At 52.9% G+C, this 16,365-nt stretch carries 15 protein-coding genes; 7 read left to right on the plus strand and 8 right to left on the minus strand.

Features of this window, described 5'->3' with window-relative positions; genetic code table 11:
• Positions 1-101: 101 nt before the first annotated feature.
• The 3 genes from NH461_RS20525 to NH461_RS20535 form a co-directional block, all read right to left on the minus strand.
• Entirely contained in the window at positions 102-1,157 is a 1,056-nt protein-coding gene (locus tag NH461_RS20525) for a 3-keto-5-aminohexanoate cleavage protein (protein ID WP_261604454.1), read from the minus strand.
• Positions 1,158-1,231: 74 nt separating this feature from the next.
• Positions 1,232-2,071, minus strand: coding sequence for a TauD/TfdA dioxygenase family protein (locus NH461_RS20530; protein WP_261604455.1), 840 nt, complete (start codon positions 2,069-2,071; stop codon positions 1,232-1,234).
• 29 nt (positions 2,072-2,100) lie between these two features.
• On the minus strand, positions 2,101-3,081 hold the full coding sequence (locus NH461_RS20535; RefSeq protein WP_261604456.1) for a quinone oxidoreductase family protein: 981 nt from the start codon (positions 3,079-3,081) through the stop codon (positions 2,101-2,103).
• A 177-nt stretch (positions 3,082-3,258) separates the two neighbouring features.
• On the opposite strand from NH461_RS20535, the gene NH461_RS20540 reads away from it, so the two are divergent.
• Both NH461_RS20540 and NH461_RS20545 read left to right on the plus strand, forming a co-directional pair.
• Positions 3,259-4,272, plus strand: a complete 1,014-nt coding sequence (locus tag NH461_RS20540; protein ID WP_261604457.1) for an AraC family transcriptional regulator — start codon at positions 3,259-3,261, stop codon at positions 4,270-4,272.
• 187 nt (positions 4,273-4,459) lie between these two features.
• Complete coding sequence (locus tag NH461_RS20545) at positions 4,460-6,106, plus strand: fatty acid--CoA ligase (RefSeq protein ID WP_261604458.1); 1,647 nt, start codon at positions 4,460-4,462, stop codon at positions 6,104-6,106.
• 166 nt (positions 6,107-6,272) lie between these two features.
• On the opposite strand, the gene NH461_RS20550 is transcribed toward NH461_RS20545, so the two are convergent.
• The 3 genes from NH461_RS20550 to NH461_RS20560 form a co-directional block, all read right to left on the minus strand.
• Positions 6,273-7,064 carry an inositol monophosphatase family protein gene (locus tag NH461_RS20550; protein ID WP_261604459.1) on the minus strand — a complete coding sequence of 264 codons (792 nt, stop codon included), beginning with the start codon at positions 7,062-7,064 and terminating at the stop codon, positions 6,273-6,275.
• An 85-nt stretch (positions 7,065-7,149) separates the two neighbouring features.
• Positions 7,150-8,160, minus strand: coding sequence for a sugar phosphate isomerase/epimerase family protein (locus NH461_RS20555; RefSeq protein WP_261604460.1), 1,011 nt, complete (start codon positions 8,158-8,160; stop codon positions 7,150-7,152).
• The gene (locus tag NH461_RS20560) at positions 8,157-8,879 is read right to left on the minus strand and encodes a GntR family transcriptional regulator (protein WP_261604461.1); all 723 of its coding nucleotides are present in this window, start codon (positions 8,877-8,879) and stop codon (positions 8,157-8,159) included. The genes NH461_RS20555 and NH461_RS20560 overlap by 4 nt, the downstream gene beginning before the upstream one ends.
• Positions 8,880-9,226: 347 nt before the next feature.
• Here NH461_RS20560 and NH461_RS20565 point away from each other — a divergent pair, with 347 nt between their 5' ends.
• The 5 genes from NH461_RS20565 to NH461_RS20585 all read left to right on the plus strand — a co-directional run bounded on the left by NH461_RS20565 (position 9,227) and on the right by NH461_RS20585 (position 14,733).
• The gene (locus NH461_RS20565; protein WP_261604462.1) at positions 9,227-10,765 is read left to right on the plus strand and encodes an ABC transporter substrate-binding protein; all 1,539 of its coding nucleotides are present in this window, start codon (positions 9,227-9,229) and stop codon (positions 10,763-10,765) included.
• Positions 10,766-10,834: 69 nt separating this feature from the next.
• On the plus strand, positions 10,835-11,884 hold the full coding sequence (locus NH461_RS20570) for an ABC transporter ATP-binding protein (protein ID WP_261604463.1): 1,050 nt from the start codon (positions 10,835-10,837) through the stop codon (positions 11,882-11,884).
• The gene (locus NH461_RS20575) at positions 11,881-12,885 is read left to right on the plus strand and encodes an ABC transporter ATP-binding protein (protein ID WP_261604464.1); all 1,005 of its coding nucleotides are present in this window, start codon (positions 11,881-11,883) and stop codon (positions 12,883-12,885) included. Before NH461_RS20570 ends, NH461_RS20575 begins: the two co-directional genes overlap by 4 nt.
• On the plus strand, positions 12,885-13,817 hold the full coding sequence (locus NH461_RS20580; protein ID WP_261604465.1) for an ABC transporter permease: 933 nt from the start codon (positions 12,885-12,887) through the stop codon (positions 13,815-13,817). Before NH461_RS20575 ends, NH461_RS20580 begins: the two co-directional genes overlap by 1 nt.
• A 1-nt stretch (position 13,818) precedes the next feature.
• Positions 13,819-14,733, plus strand: coding sequence for an ABC transporter permease (locus tag NH461_RS20585; RefSeq protein WP_261604466.1), 915 nt, complete (start codon positions 13,819-13,821; stop codon positions 14,731-14,733).
• Between the two features lie 433 nt (positions 14,734-15,166).
• On the opposite strand, the gene NH461_RS20590 is transcribed toward NH461_RS20585, so the two are convergent.
• Positions 15,167-15,568, minus strand: coding sequence for a VOC family protein (locus tag NH461_RS20590; RefSeq protein ID WP_261604467.1), 402 nt, complete (start codon positions 15,566-15,568; stop codon positions 15,167-15,169).
• 75 nt (positions 15,569-15,643) lie between these two features.
• Complete coding sequence (locus tag NH461_RS20595) at positions 15,644-16,249, minus strand: TetR/AcrR family transcriptional regulator (protein ID WP_261604468.1); 606 nt, start codon at positions 16,247-16,249, stop codon at positions 15,644-15,646.
• Positions 16,250-16,365: the final 116 nt, after the last annotated feature.

A 16,365-nucleotide genomic window follows, 5' to 3' on the forward strand; every position in this document is an offset into this window, starting at 1 on the left:
GTCATTTTTATCAGAGTCGTACACGGTATCGGATAGATAGGGACTAACTCCTCGGAAGAGGAAATCAGCCCCGACATGGTTTTTGAGAAGCAAGAGGTGGGTTACAAACCGCGCAGAGGCACGTTTTTCTGACCTGGCTGACGGTTCGGATGCAAGCCGTTTGCCGCCAGTGTTTCATCAATGCTGTCATACCAAGTATCAATACGGTAAATCTCTCGCGCTTCTTTACCGTTAGCCACTTCACGACCAAGCTCATTGGAAATACGTACTAACTGCTTGATTTGCTCCACAGAAGTCATGCGGTTACCATGCTGATCAATGATCGTATCTTCGATGCCACAACGCGGATGCAGACCCAGAGCCATTGCAACCGTATTCACCGGCAATACATTCTTCATCAGAGATTCCAGGGTCAGGCAGGCACCGTCTGGAGCTCGACGAATAAATTCCATAAAATTATATGGATTTGGGCCGTCAAAACCGCCGCCAATTCCAACCCAAGTCAGGTTTAAAGGACCGCGGTAAACGCCGCGCCGGACTATACGCTCTAATGTTTCCAGAGAGTGCATCCCAGTCAGCTGAAAATGAGGCTGGATCTTCGCAGCTTGCAGACGCTTCAGGTGCTCTTCAACCCATGCAGGTCCGGCTGGAACCGTCATTTCACGATAAGCTTCCCAGAACGCAGGCTCACGCAGAGACGTACCCGCTACGTCTTTTTCATCCATCAGCTCCGTAATATTCATCTGCACGGTGTTGATGGCTACCGTTACCTGGTCAGGTTTTGGCGTGAGCTCAGCCAACATATGACGCGTATCATCTGATAACCATTTGGCGGCTTCCCCTTCTCCCTCCGGAGCAAAAGAGATAGAACCTCCAACCTGAATAATCATCTCTGGCACAGCTTCACGTACACCGGCAATTAATTCATTAAACTTAGACAGGCGTTTGGAACCCGTGCCATCCAATTCTCGAACATGAAGATGAAGTACCGTTGCTCCAGCTTCATAGCAATCTACGGCTTTCTGAATTTGCTCTTCCATCGTAACCGGGATATCTTCCGGAAAATCTTCTGGCATCCATTCCGGACCATAAGGTGCGACAGTAATAACTACTTTGTCCTGGTTCTCTGGGTGTAGGGAATCGTCTAGAAATTGCATGTTACTTTCCTCAATCCATGGTTAACTTTGCTATCTCGATGACATAGATAACAATACTTTTACATTCCAATATATTAGCTACCGATAATCGCGGTACGTTCCATCTTTCGGTGACAAGGTGAATAGTCCATCACCGCGTAATGTTGTGTTGAACGGTTATCCCAGATAGCAATACTGTTCGGTTTCCAGCGCCAGCGAACCTGGAATTCAGGGTTTTGGGCCTGTCGGATCAGATACTGCAGTAATTCAGCACCACCCGGGGCGTAGTCCTGACCAAAACGTACGTTTTCAGCCGTGTGGAAATTCGTAAAATGGGTCGTGAAACTATTGACGAAGAGAATTTTCTCCCCTGTCTCAGGGTGAATCCGAACCACAGGATGTTCGGCATCCGGAAACTGTTCTTTCAACGCCAGTCGCTTCTCAGTGGGCATGGCCGCACCAAATGTTGCCTCAATGCTGTGGCGTGCTCGAAGGTGCTCGATTTTCACCTTGATATCCTCAGGCAACATCGTGTACGCCAACGCCATATTGGCCCACATGGTATCGCCCCCTACAGGAGGACATTCAACGCAACGCAATACACAACCCATAGGCGGTATTTCACGCCAGGTCGCATCGGTGTGCCAGGCGTTCTCATAACGGTCATTGGGAACCTCTGGCGATTTATATATGCGTACTAAGCCAGGATATTCAGGATCACTGCCTGCAACAGGATGATCTTCCAATGCACCGAAACGACGAGCAAAAGCAACATGTTCAGCGCGGCTAATCACCTGATCACGAAGAAACAACACTTTATGCTCAAGTAACAGTTCTTTTAATTGATAAAAAAGGTCGTCATTTTCGACAGCTTGAGCCAGATTTACATCGGAGAGCTCAGCACCGATACTGCACGTCAGCTTTTCTATTTGCATGTTCAACATCCTTTTACATGCCCATCACGTTAAATCACAAAAACGGATGAGCCCGTTAATTTTCGTGATTCCAAGTCCCGGTGCGCCTTCACGGCCTCTTCGAGGCCGTAACGTTGATTGATTTCTATGTTGATTTTACCGCTACTAACTTGTTCAAACAGCTCGCGGGTTAAAGCGGCTTTTTCTACTGGATCAGCGATATAATCTGCCAGTGCCGGGCGCGTCATGAACAATGAGCCCTTCATGGCAAGAGTCTGCGGATCGAAGGGCGGAATGGTGCCAGATGCCGTTCCCAAACAAACCATTAGGCCACGACGTTTCAGAGAGTCGAGTGATGACATAAAAGTGTTTTTACCGACACTGTCAAAGACCACATTCACACCAACGCCATCAGTCAACTCTCGCACTCGATTTGCCACATCTTCATGACTGTAATTAATGGTGTAATCACAGCCGTTTGCATACGCGATTTCTGCTTTCTCATCGGTTGAAACGGCACCAATCACAGTCAGACCAAGCTGTTTGGCCCATTGCGACACGATCAGGCCCACCCCTCCAGCGGCCGCATGAAGCAAAATGGTGTCACCTTTCTTGAATGGGTAAATACGTCGCATCAGGTAAGACGCCGTCAGGCCACGCATTGTCATCGCAGCTGCAGTCTCACAAGAAATAGCATCCGGCAGCTTGATTAGTGGCTCCGCCGGAACCAGACGTTCGCTACTGTATGCGCCCAGGGTGTTGATAAAACCGGTATAAGTAACACGGTCACCTTCGGCGACATTGGTCACCCCTTCACCGACAGCAACAACGACACCTGCGGCTTCGACACCCATACCGGCGGGCAGCGGGATCGGGTAAGTACCATTGCGGAAATATGTATCAGCAAAGTTAAGGCCAACCGCCTCATGGCGGATGCGTACTTGACCCACTCCCGGGTCACCCACTTCCACTTCTTCATAGCGAAGTACTTCCGGCCCGCCCACTTCGTAAAAACGTATTGCTTTAGCCATCTTTTTTCTCCAATTCTTTGCGTCGGCAACTTCAATGTTGTTACTTAATTGTTAATTAATGTATAAGTGTTCATAACAAACCGCTTATCTTTACGCGACAATGAATTTTCTTTTCATGACAACAGCGGCAGCAGACTTCGTCCTGCACCGCAGCATTCATACAATAAGGTCTTATCAATGACGACAATGACGCGAGCTGGGGTTTTAATAAACTACATCGAAGTGGCAAAAAATCTGGGCATAAACCCTATTCCATTAATGCGTAAGGCGAATTTAAGCCGGGTTCTCCTTGAGCAACCTGAACAACGCATCCCAATCGGTTCCGCTGTGCAGTTACTAGAAGACTCCGCTCAGGAAAGTGGATGTATCTCATTTGGATTGCGGATGGCTGAATCTCGACAGCTCTCCGATATTGGTGTTCTCAGCTTGTTGTTGGTGCACCAACCCACACTACGTGATGCAATCAAAGCGTTGGTACAATACCGTCATCTTCTTAACGACTCCCTGGCGATCTATGTCGAAGAGTTCGAAAAGACAATCGTGATTCGTGAAGAAGTCGTGACAGATAGAGCTATGGCGACACGACAGGCAACGGAACTTGCCATCGGCGTCATGTACCGCCTATGCAGTAAATTACTTGGACATTCCTGGAACCCGCGAAGTATTAACTTTACTCATGAACCTCCTTCAAGCCTGGATTATCACCGCCGTTTCTTCCGCTGTAATCTGGTATTCGGTGCAGAATTTAACGGTATCGTGTGTCCGGCAGTTGATCTGGATAAGCCCAATCTGATGGCTGAGCCAGCGCTGGCAAGCTTCGCTCAACATTACGTCGAAACACTGACCACGGTGAGAGAGCGCTCGGTCGTTCTCGATGTACGAAAAGCAATCTACCTATTATTGCCACTTGGACGTGCGAGTATTGAACAAATCGCGGAATCATTAGGAACAAATGTACGGACCTTGCAAAGACGTTTGGAAGGGCATGGGGAAACCTTTTCCGATTTGAGCAATTGCGTTCGACGCGAATTGGCAATGCGATACATCAACAACGAAAATTACTCAATCAGTCAGATCGCCGATCTGCTTGGTTATAGTATGCCAAGTTCGTTGACTCGTTGGTTTTCAGCCGAATTTGGTGTTTCTCCCAAACGATGGCGAGCTTTAAATCAATCCAGCAATCCGTCGTGATATGTGGCTACGCCCCCAAAATGTGACACTTTCATTAAAAATGTAAATAACCCACATTGGGCGCCAGAGATTGTCGCGAAATGGTAACTAAATGGCATCAAAAGTTAAGTGGATATTTCTACATTCCCTACATTCAGTCTATGCCTGTTGTTAGCAGATGGAATCAACACATTGTCAGGAGAGACGCATGAATACAAAAATAATTGAACCATCGAAGAATGCCCATCAATATCCACTACTGATCAAACAGTTACTATTATCTGGTCAACGCTATGGCGCAACGAACGAAATTGTCAGTGGTGCTCATCGTTATAGTTATATGCAATTGAACCAACGCATCGCACGCTTAGCCAATGTCCTAACGGAAGCCGGTGTAGGCCCTGGTGATACCGTTGCCGTAATGGATTGGGACAGCCATCGTTACCTGGAAGCCTATTTTGCAGTACCAATGATCGGCGCGATTGTTCACCACATTAATATACGTCTAAGTCCTGACCAGATTGCATACACCATGCAGCATGCGGAAGATAAATTCGTACTCGTCCATGATGATTTTCTTCCTATCGTTGAACAACTGGACGCTCATTTGCCGACAGTACAGGGATATATTCAGTTGACCGACCAAAAGGTAGCGAAACACACTGAACTGGCAACCATTGGGGAGTATGAAGCATTACTTGCCAAAGCGGATACTCAATATGACTTCCCAGATTTCGATGAAAATTCCATCGCCACGACTTTCTATACCACAGGTACAACTGGCAGTCCTAAAGGAGTATTTTTCAGTCACCGACAATTGGTGCTTCACACGCTGAATGCTGCGGCGACGTTAGCTGCATATGAAGGAGCACCCTTGCTGAGATCAGAAGATGTGTATATGCCAATGACACCGATGTTCCACGTCCATGCTTGGGGTATCCCCTACATCGCAACACTCATTGGGGTAAAGCAGGTTTATCCTGGCCGTTATGAGCCAAATAATCTAGTGCGCTTATACCGAGAAGAAAAAGTGACGTTCTCACACGGCGTTCCGACTGTGCTGCAGATGGTGCTCAATTGCGATGAAGCCAGCAAAACCGATCTGAGCGGTTGGAAAATGCTGACTGGCGGTGCAGCCCCAACAGAAGCCTTAGTCCGTCAGATCATGAACAGAGGCATCAGCTTCTATACCGGCTATGGGATGTCTGAAACTTGCCCGCTGCTGACCGTAACTCACTTAACACCAGAGCAAACTGAGTTATCGTTAGACGAGCAGGTTGCGCTACGCATGCGTACTGGTATGCCAATCCCGATGGTAGACATACGTGTCGTTGATAAATCCGGAAACGAAGTCGCCAAAGACGATACCAGTGTCGGTGAAATACAGGTGCGTACGCCGTGGCTGACCCAGGGTTACTTCCGCGAGGAAGAAAAAGGGGATGAGTTATGGGAAGGCGGCTGGCTACATACAGGAGATGTCGCGTCGCTCAATACAGAGGGGAGCTTGCAAATTCGCGACCGCATGAAAGACGTCATAAAAACAGGCGGAGAATGGATCTCGTCGCTACAGCTAGAAAGTCTTATCAGCAAGCACGCCGCCGTGGTGAACGTCGCTGTCATCGGTATCCCGGATCCACATTGGGACGAACGACCACTCGCTCAAGTCGTACTTGCTGATGACGCAGATCTTGATGCTGAGCAAATTAAGACCCATTTGATGCAATTTGTCGACAGTGGCCTTATCAATAAATGGTCCGTTCCAGAGCAAATTCACTTTGTTGAATCCATCCCCGTAACCAGTGTAGGGAAAATAGATAAGAAGCGTATCCGTGCAGACCTGGCACAGTCAATCTAAAACGATGTGATGCCAAACAACTGAATTGAAATAAAAAATAAAGACACTGGCCGGTCAGTTCATGCTGTAAAGCAGTCACAATATGGGCATCGTTGTTCACGGTGCCCGTTTCGATGTTTCTATTCTTGGTCCGGCTGGCCGTTAAATATAGAACGTTAGTGATATTCTACCTTTGCAATAGCGCTAATGCTTTTGAATGGAGTTCACGAGTCGCTGCAGCCACAATGTTAACCTGCCCTTCCAGCCTTGGCTGTCGCCCGTGCCAGTCGGTCACAATGCCACCGGCCCCTTCAATCACCGGGATCTGGGCTGCAATATCATAAGGGTAGATATTAGCTTCCACCAGCAGGTCGATCTGGCCCAACGCCAGCAGACCGGCGGCGTAACAGTCATGGGAGTATCGAACCAGATTCACTGCTTGTTGGAGTTGGCTGAAACGTGCCATCTGTTCCTGGCTAAAACAGGCCGGATCCGAGGTATACATCACGGCATTGGCCAGTTCAACACAAGCAGAAGTCAAAACCGGCGTTTCATTGAACTGGGTTTCCTGCGCGTTGCTGGCAAGCCAGCGCTCTTTGGTGATCGGTTGGTCAATCAGACCGAGGATCGGCTGCTCACAGTAACTCAGGGCGATTTGCGTCCCGAAACACAAAGAGCCAGAGAGGAAAGACTTGGTACCGTCGATCGGATCTAAATGCCAGCACCAATCTGCATCCGGATTACGATGGCTAAATTCTTCGCCTTTGATCCCGTGCTCAGGGAAAACTTTTTCAATCCACTGGCGCATCATCAGTTCAATCTTGCGATCGGCAATTGTCACTGGGCTCTGATCGGCTTTGGCATCCACTTCAGGCCGGGTGCGGAAATAATGGTGTATGATGGTTCGGGCTTCATCAGCCATCTGCTGGGCCAGCGAAACCGCCGTTGGCGGCAGCTGGATTGGATTCATTTCGTTCATGATAATCTCGTCGTAGGGGCAACTTTAAACAAACTCAGCTTTATAATGCTCAGCTTTACAACACTCAGCCTTGCAAAATAAGGGCTTACAAAAACGACTGGGCGTGCTGGCGGATCTGAGCCAGCAAATTCATTACATGGCTCAACTGGTCACGGGCATCTTGCTGCTCCCGGGCCAGCAACTGGTCAAGACTGGTCTCCGGGGCAATCTCCGTCATGCTGGCTTCCCGGTATGGGATCTGCGGATCATCCGGCTCCCCGGCCACTCGCATCGGCGGCGCATAGAAATCGACTTCTTCTTCCAGACCAAAAGCCACAACCTGCGGCTGCGCCTTACCGAGCAGCAGCAATTCCAGCAGCAACCGCGCCTGAGGGATCTCTCCTTCACCGCTCCGGCAGCCCTTTTGTCCCCAGCCGCCCTGCTCAATCACTCGAACCGCATCTTTGATGTGAACGTCGGTGATATGCGGCGCCATATCCCGTAGTGCATCAAGCGGCATCTCATAAGCATTGAACATGTTGCAAAAATCAAACAGCAAATGCAGATTCGGGTTGTCTACCGCTTCGATGATCCGGGCCAACTCCTTGCCGGTCAGATCTTCGTGCTGCTCCACAGTGAAGCGGAACTGCCCTTGCGGGTCGAGTTGGCTCAGCTGGCTCAAATCGCGAATCGTCCAGTCGATAATCTCCGACACCCTGCCGGCGTAGCGCGGATAACAGCGAATTGAGGTTGCCCCGAGCTGGCGGCCAATCCGCACCGCTTCGGACAATTCCGGGATATCCGTCGCACTGATCTCCAGGTGAATGTCCTGCTTCAGCGCCAGAGCCAACACCTTCAGTTGTGCCAGCTGCGCATCACTCTGGTGGCGCAGGCTGAGCTGTTCGCCGTCATCAAGATGAACCTTGATCCCCTTCAGGCCGTTGTCGTGGCTGAACTGCAACAGGTCATCAACGCCGACCCGGTGATAACGAAAATTCAAATGAAAGCTGTAAGCATGTGCATACAGCGGAATATCATCAAGCCGTTCGATCAATCGCTGCGCTTGAAGGGCACTGAGAGTTGGTAAGGTATGATCGGACTGGTGATCGGGATTCATGTGTGTTTCTCCGGGGTAAATCGTAATTCCAGCGCCTCAAATCGCCAGAATTCGCGATCAATCTGAATGATTTGCTGATTGCCGTCGGTCTTGACCCGCTTGAGATACAGACCGGGCGCGCCGCTGGTACAACCGAGCAAATGCTGTGGCTGGCCTTCCAGACGAACCGGGCGGATTATCAAATCAGCCAGTTGCGGCTGAATGTCAAACTCCTGCTCCCAAACCTTGGTAAACGAGCCGCCCGCCAGCTTTTCCGGATAGCTCGGTGCGGCAAGACAGTTAATCAGCACATCGTGGACGAATATTTTGTGGCCGTTGAACGCGCCCCAGCCGTAAACCCGCAGCAGGGGCGAGCCGACAGGGATCCCGAACTCAGCAGCCTGATCGGCATCGGCCTCAATCACCTGCTGCTCCAGATCGGCCCAGCTGGCTTCGCCCTGTCCCCGGGCGGCTTTCATAAAGCTGACATGGCCCAGCGGGTCATAGACAAACCTGGCCTGGGAGACAAACCAGCCTTTGCGGTCAATCCGGAAGATCGCACCTTCATTTTCCAACGCAAGCAGCGCCTGACGCAGCGACATGCGCTTCACCTCAAGCTTGTCGCATAATTCGCGCTCAGCCGGCAGCTTCTCACCGGCTTTCCAGCGCCCGTCTTGCAGTGCCTTTTTCAGCACCAGCTTTGCCAGGCTGGCCGATGTCATCTTGTTTTCTTGTGCCATCTCGGTGCATTCCTCAAAAATTCCTCTCCCCAAATGGCAGCCTATGCAGCGAGCCAGTTGGTTTAAACCAATTTAGCCTGTCGATTCTGAAATGAAAAGTGACATTTTCATGACAGTTCATTTGCCTCAAAAGTCAGGTTTCATCGGGTTCACTCTGGTGAAAAACCAGTCAGCGATCAATTTCTGATCCTTCATAAAACTGAAACAAGATTGGTTTAAACCATTAATAAGAATATTGGTTTAAACCACAAAAAAGCTCAGTTCACCATCCGGCATGTCAGTCAACAACGTGCAAGGTTCGTGAACTGGATGACAGGCCTTCACTGAAAACATTGAGGTATCAGAAAATGACTCGTACTCCACTTCGGCTTTGCACTTTGATCGGTGCCGCTCTGCTCAGCAACACTGCCCTGGCAGACAGCCGCCCGGATCTGACGGTTGCCGTGACGAAAAACCCGTCCCGTCTCGACCCGATGGCCGAGAACAGCAACGTCAATGCCCGGGTGATCAAAAATGTCCTGGAAACCCTGATCTACACCGACAGCAAACATGGCGGTGCGCTGAAGCCGGGTCTGGCAAAAAGCTGGCAGCGGATTGATGATCAGACCCTGGAAATTCAGCTGAGAGAAAATGTCACCTGCCATAACGGTGAAGCGTTCACCGCCGAAGATGTCGCGTTCAGCCTAGGCCCGCAGCGTTTCATGGGCGAGCAGGCACCGGGTTGGGGCATTGCCCGCCAGTACCTGGGCGGTCTGGAAAGCGTCGAGGTGATGGATGATCACAAGGTACAGCTGCGCTTCAGTCAGGCCGATCCATTGCTGGAGCTGCGCTTTGCCAACTGGATGAGTGAGATGATCTGTAAGGATGCCTTCCTTGCTGCCGGCAGTTGGGAAAACTGGCTCAAGCAACCCGTGGGAACCGGTCCTTACCGGGTGGCCGAGGTCAAGCACGGCGACTCGATCAAGCTCGATACCTTTGAGCAATACTGGGGGGAGCAGGCACCGGCGAAGTCAGTCACCTTCAAAGTAGTGCCTGAAATTGCCAGCCGGATCGCCGGTCTGAAAACCGGCGAATACCAGCTTGCAACTGAGCTGACACCGGATCAGTTCAAACAGCTGGAAAAAGATGCCAAGACGGACATTGTCGGCGGCCCGATCCGCAACATCCGGGTGATCATTTTCGACGAGAATCACCCGCAACTGAAAAACCCGAAAATGCGCCAGGCCCTGAGCTATGCCATCGACCGCCAGCTGATTGTCGACGCGCTCTACGGCGGCCGAGCCAGTGTCCCGAACGGCCTGCAAATGAAAGTGTTTGGCGATTTGTATATCGATGACCATCAAGGCACGACCTACAACCCGAACAAAGCACGCCAGCTGCTCAAAGAAGCCGGTTACAAAGGCGAGCCGATTTCCTACCGCTACCTGCAGGATTACTACACCGGAGAGGTGAATACCGCCCAGATCCTGGCCGATATGTGGCGTCAGGTCGGGATCAACGTGAAGCTCGAATTGGTGGAAAACTGGGGACAGATTGAAGATAACGCCGAGGGGCGCGGTATTTTCAACTGGTCCAACAGTGCCGAGTACCCGGATCCTTTGGGTCAAATCTATCGCCTGTACGGCCCTGAAGGCTGGTTCCAGCGCAACCACACTTACCAGAGCCAGGCATTCAACCTGTGGGGCGAACAGCTCAAGAGCACAGACAAAGCCAAACGCACCGAAGCAATGCGCGAGATGCTGGACATTTACGAGCGTCAGGATCCGCCGGGCACCTACCTGCATACCCTGCCGATGTTCTACGGCGTCAGCAGCAAGCTCGACTGGACCCCGACGGACAGCGGATTTATGGATTTGAGCAGCCGCATGCTCAAGTTCAAAGGCTAACCCCGAGCGCACACGCTCATGCAAGCCGGGCGGGGCAACCCGCCCAATTGATTGTAATCAGGAGTTTTGATGCAACCTTTGTTAGATGCCCGTGACCTTCAGGTCTCGTTTACCACAGCGCAAGGCACCGTGCCCGTGGTGCGGGGCGTAGATTTGCAGATCGGAGCCGGCGAGATCGTCGGGCTGGTCGGTGAAAGCGGCAGCGGCAAAAGCGTGACCTGTATGGCTGCCCTGGGCCTGCTGGATGACAATGCTCAGGTCAAAGGCCAGATCCACTGGGACGGCCGGAGACTGACCACCCGGGATGATCGGGCCATGAGCCGATTGCGCGGCCACGACATGGCGATGATCTTCCAGGATCCGATGAGTACCTTAAATCCGGTCCAGACCATCGGCATACAGCTCTATGAGTCGATCCAGATCAACAGCCCCAAGCGACTGGGCCGTACCGCGTTGAAAGTGCGCGCCCTGGAATTGCTGCGCGATGTCGGCGTGCCGGCACCGGAGCAACGGCTCAAGGCCTATCCCCACCAACTGTCCGGCGGTCTGAACCAGCGGGTGGTGATTGCCATGATGCTGGCGGGCAACCCACGGATACTGATCGCCGATGAGCCGACAACCGCGCTGGATGTCACCGTGCAGGCGCAAATCATCCGGCTGCTGCGTCGCCTGCGTGACGAGCGCGGCATGAGCATCATCCTGGTCACCCATGATCTGGGCGTGGTGGCAGAGACCTGCGATCGGGTCGTGGTGATGTACGCCGGACAAATTGTCGAACGCGGGCCGGTGAACGCCGTTTTCCGCCATCCGCGTCATCCCTATACCCGTGGGTTACTGGCCTCCCTGCCGCGGATCGACGGCAACTGCGATGCCCTGACGCCGATCCCCGGGGTGGTGCCGCAGCCGCACCAGCTGAACGGCGGCTGCGCGTTCGCGCCACGGTGTCCGAAAGCGGCGGGCTGTTCGCACCAGACCGCTCCCAAAATTCAGGCTGGCTCGCAAACCCCGGGCAGCCCGCGAGCACCGGGCGAGACCCAACAGCTGCAACGCAACATGGCGCATCAGTATGCCTGTTTCCACCCATATCCGATGAATACAACCGAAGAGCAGCACTCATGAGCTCGAAAAGTGACACCCCTTTGCTGCAAGTTCGCAATTTGCGATGTGCATTTAAAAACCGAAAACGAAATGGCCTGTTCGGCCCGCGTTCACTGATCCATGCCGTCAACGGCGTCAATTTTGATGTCTATCCCGGTGAAGTGCTGGGCATCGTCGGCGAAAGCGGCTGCGGTAAATCAACCACGGCCAAGCTGATCCTGAATATGGCCACAGCCAGTGAAGGCTCGGTGATCTATCGCGGCCAGTCGCTGCGTGAACTGGACGATGCCGAATGGAAACCACTGCGCCAGCAGATGCAGTATGTATTTCAGGATCCGCTCGGCGCCCTGGATCCCCGGATGACCGTTCTGGATCAGGTGATAGAGCCGCTGGTGATCCACAACATGCACGCACCGCAGGCACGCCGCCAGATGGCCGAAGCGCTGCTCCACAGTGTGGGCCTGCAATCGAACCAGCTCGGCAAATACCCGCATGAGCTGAGCGGCGGCCAGCGCCAGCGGGTGGTACTGGCCCGGGCACTAATTTTAAAACCGGCGCTGCTGATTTGTGACGAGCCGATCTCGGCACTGGATGTCTCGATTCAGGCCCAAATTGTCAATTTGCTCCAGGATCTGCGCCGCCAGATGGGGCTGACCCTCCTGTTCATCAGTCACGATCTGTCGGTGGTCCGCCATCTCTGTGATCGGGTGGCGGTGATGTACCTGGGGCAAATTGTCGAGATCGGCCCGGCCGATCAGCTGTTCAGCAACCCTCGTCATCCATACACCCAGGCACTGATTTCGGCCATCCCCAAACCGGTGCCCGGCAACCGAGCGGACAGCCCGGTGCTCACCGGCGAGCCGCCAAATCCGGCGAACCCGCCGACCGGGTGTCGCTTTCATCCGCGCTGCCATTTCGCAACAGCGCGCTGCCGGACAACAGGACCTGAGTTGCAAACAGACCGCCAGGGCTATGGCGTGGCCTGTTTTGAAGTCCAACACGCTGCAAAAGGAGCAGCCTGATGAATCTATTCTATGTGTTACAAAAGCTGGCCCGGGCGCTGCTGACCGTTTTTCTGATCGTCACGACCGTGTTTGTCGTACTGCGCCTGTCCGGCGATCCGGCCATTTATGTCCTGGGGCTGGATGCCGATCCGCAAGCGATTATTGAGTTTCGCCAGCGTTGGGGACTGGATCAGCCGATTGCGATTCAGTACCTGCAATTTCTCAGCAACTGTCTGCAAGGCGACTTCGGCTACTCCTATTTTGAAGAGCGGGATGCGATGGAAGCCGTGCTCGACAGGCTGCCGCAGACCCTGTTGCTGATGGGCGTCACCGGGGTGTGCACTCTGCTGATCGGGATCCCGGCCGGGATCTATGCCGCCCTACACCGCAACAGCTGGATTGACCGCATGACCATGCTGCTTTCAGTGGCAGGGTTCAGCCTGCCGAATTTCGTGCTGGGAATTTTGCTGATCCTTCTGTTCTCCGTAACCTGGCAACTACTGCCGACCGGCGGCAGCGGTACCTGGCAGCACCTGGTGATGCCGGTGCTGACCATGACCGTGGCTGAAGCGGCCGTGTTTGCCCGCTTCACCCGCTCAGCAATGCTGGAAGTGCTTCACCAGCCCTACATGCGTACCGCCCAAGCCAAAGGGCTGCGCTGGCACCAGGCCGTGCGCCGCCATGCCCTGCCAAACGCTGCCATTCCGCTGATCACGATTGTCGGCTTTTTCGCCGGGACCCTGATTGCCGGCGGTGTGGTGACGGAAAGCGTGTTCGCCTGGCCGGGCCTGGGCCGGTTGCTGGTCACCTCAGTCGCTTCCCGCGATCTGGCCGTGGTGCAGATCATCGTGATGCTGATTGCCTGCTCCATGGTTCTGACCAACCTCATTATTGATTTCCTGTACGGCTGGCTTGACCCGCGCGTCGCCAGCCTGAGATCCGGAGAATAAAATGACGACGCTGACAACTCCCCCTGAAATGAAAACGGCAAATGAGGCCAATCCGGCATCCGAAACGCAAGTAACACAAGCGAAACGAAAATTCCGCTTACCCTTGCTGCTCTGGCTCTCCATCGGCTGGCTGGCTCTGATGCTCCTAATCGCCCTCACCGGTGATCTCTGGAACCCTTATGACTATCAGGCGATTGACCTGCGAGCCCGCTTGCAGCCACCAGTATGGCTGGAAGATGGCAGCTGGAGCCACCTGCTCGGCACCGATCAACTGGGCCGCGACGTGCTGAGTCGTTTAATCAGCTCCATTCAGATCAGTCTGCTGGTCGCCCTGCTGGGCACCCTCATCGGCGCCTTCATCGGTACCCTGATCGGCCTGCTGGCCGCCCATTTTCGAGGCTGGGTTGACGATTTGGTGATGGTGGCAATCGATTATCAGGCCGCGCTACCGTTTATGATCCTGGCTCTGGCCGTGGTGGCGTTTTTCAGCAATAGCCTGACCTTGTTTATTCTGCTGATGGGCATATACGGCTGGGAGCGCTATGCCCGGATCACCCGCGGCCTGGCACTGTCGTCTATCAAACATGGTTATGCCGTGGCAGTGCGCACGCTCGGCGCCTCGCCGTGGCGGATTTACAGCCGACATATTCTGCCGAATATTGCCAATGCGCTGATCGTCAATATGACGCTGAATTTCCCCCAGACCATCATGCTGGAAACTTCGCTCAGCTTCCTCGGCCTGGGCATTCAACCACCCATGACCAGCCTCGGCAATATGGTTGGCTTTGGCCGCGACTATATGCTCGATGCCTGGTGGCTGGCGACCCTGCCGGCACTGGTGATTGTCTTGACCACTCTGGCTTTTGCCCTGCTGGGCGACTGGGTCCGGGATAAGTTGGATCCATCAAGTAGGTAAATTCGTTCTGAACAACGCCGCCAAATCAATAAAGCATAAGGATTGAAGTTAAAACAAGTGTAGTGATGTGATGGACGCTCCTCCCTCGGCGTCAGTGCTCCAGAATTAATTTGTTAAAGCTTCGTTCAACAAAGGAGCGTCCATTATTGATATTATGGTTGTTGGTAACGCTTTAGCCATAAATAATTTTCAGGCTTCTGTCAGGAAACAAGATGGCAGTGCTGCCTGGAACCGTAAAATAACCCACAATAAGTTGCTTCATATGATCCGGAGTTCCCTTATAAAACGTAAGTTGCCATGGCTTCGCGTAATAACGACCATCATTGAACTAGACAATTTGTGGGGAGAAATGCACAATTTCGGGGGATAACTGCAACGCAAAAAAACGGGAGGCGTTTGCCTCCCGTACTCTGGTGTTATCAGGGACGACGAGTTAAACCCCGGTCCAGTGGAACTCAATGCGCAGGCCGCTCGGGTCGTAGCACATCATGTGCATTGCCGGGCCTTCGCGGATCAGCTCGGGATCGAACTCGATCTCAATCCCGTTCGAGGCGAGTCTGTCATAGACTTCAAACAACGAAGCTTTGCTGTCGACCCGGATCGCCAGGTGATGCAGGCCGACGTTGGTTTTACGATCAAACGACGTCGGGTTGTCCGTTTGTGTCGCCCACAAGGTCAGCATGATTGCACCATCGCTGACGAAGATCGCCGGATAATCATCCCGCCGCTTGATTTCCTTCCATCCCAAGAGAGATGTGAAAAAACGCGCGCTTTCTTCCAGATGCGAGACGGCCAGGCCGATGTGATGAACCCCTTGCGTTAACGGCAAATCCATTTGTTTCTCCTTGATATTCAATCAATATAATGGCCGACAACCCACAGTTGCCGGTAAGTTTCCTGCGCGCCAGACTCAGTCTTGCGCCATGATGGCTTCCTCGGCGGCCACAACGGCCTTGGCTTTGCTGCCGGTAAAGTCGGCGGCAGCCAGTGCCTTGACGCCCAGGCGATAAATCTCTTCATAACCGGTGACTTCGCCGAATTCTGCCCGGACGATCATCCCTTCAAGGAAGGTCATCAGGGCCTCGGTTTTCGCTTCCGCGCCCGGCTCGCCCGGCTCAAACGTTGAAAACAGCAATGACTTCAGCCAGGCCTTATGGCGCAACGCCTGATCTGCCAGGGTTTCATCATGCCCTTTAAACTCAGCCAGAGCGTGCATGAACATACACCCCTTGAAGTTTACGGCCCGGAACCAGGCAAAATGCCAGTCCAGAATGGCATTCAGCCGACTGGTCGGGTCCGTCGCAGCGGAAACCACAGCATTTAATTCATCCTCAAAGCGTTGATGTCGCCGGACCAGAACCGCCTCGATCAATTTACTCTTTGAACCAAAATGCCGGTACATCGACGTTTTGGAAACTTCCGCCTTGTCCCGGATCAAGTCGACGCCCACCGCGGTGTAGCCAAGCTCATTAAACAGCGCTTCGGCCACATCCAGAATGTGTGTTTTCTTACTCATCACGATCCTTATACATTAAGTTTCATAAATTAGGTATTGCCTTGAGGTGTACAGGTCTGTATCATCGCCAACCGAGGTGTACAGATCTGTTCATAAAAGTATAACACAGTTGATCC

Source organism: Photobacterium sp. TY1-4, assembly GCF_025398175.1.
In the GTDB taxonomy this organism is placed as follows: Bacteria; Pseudomonadota; Gammaproteobacteria; order Enterobacterales; family Vibrionaceae; genus Photobacterium.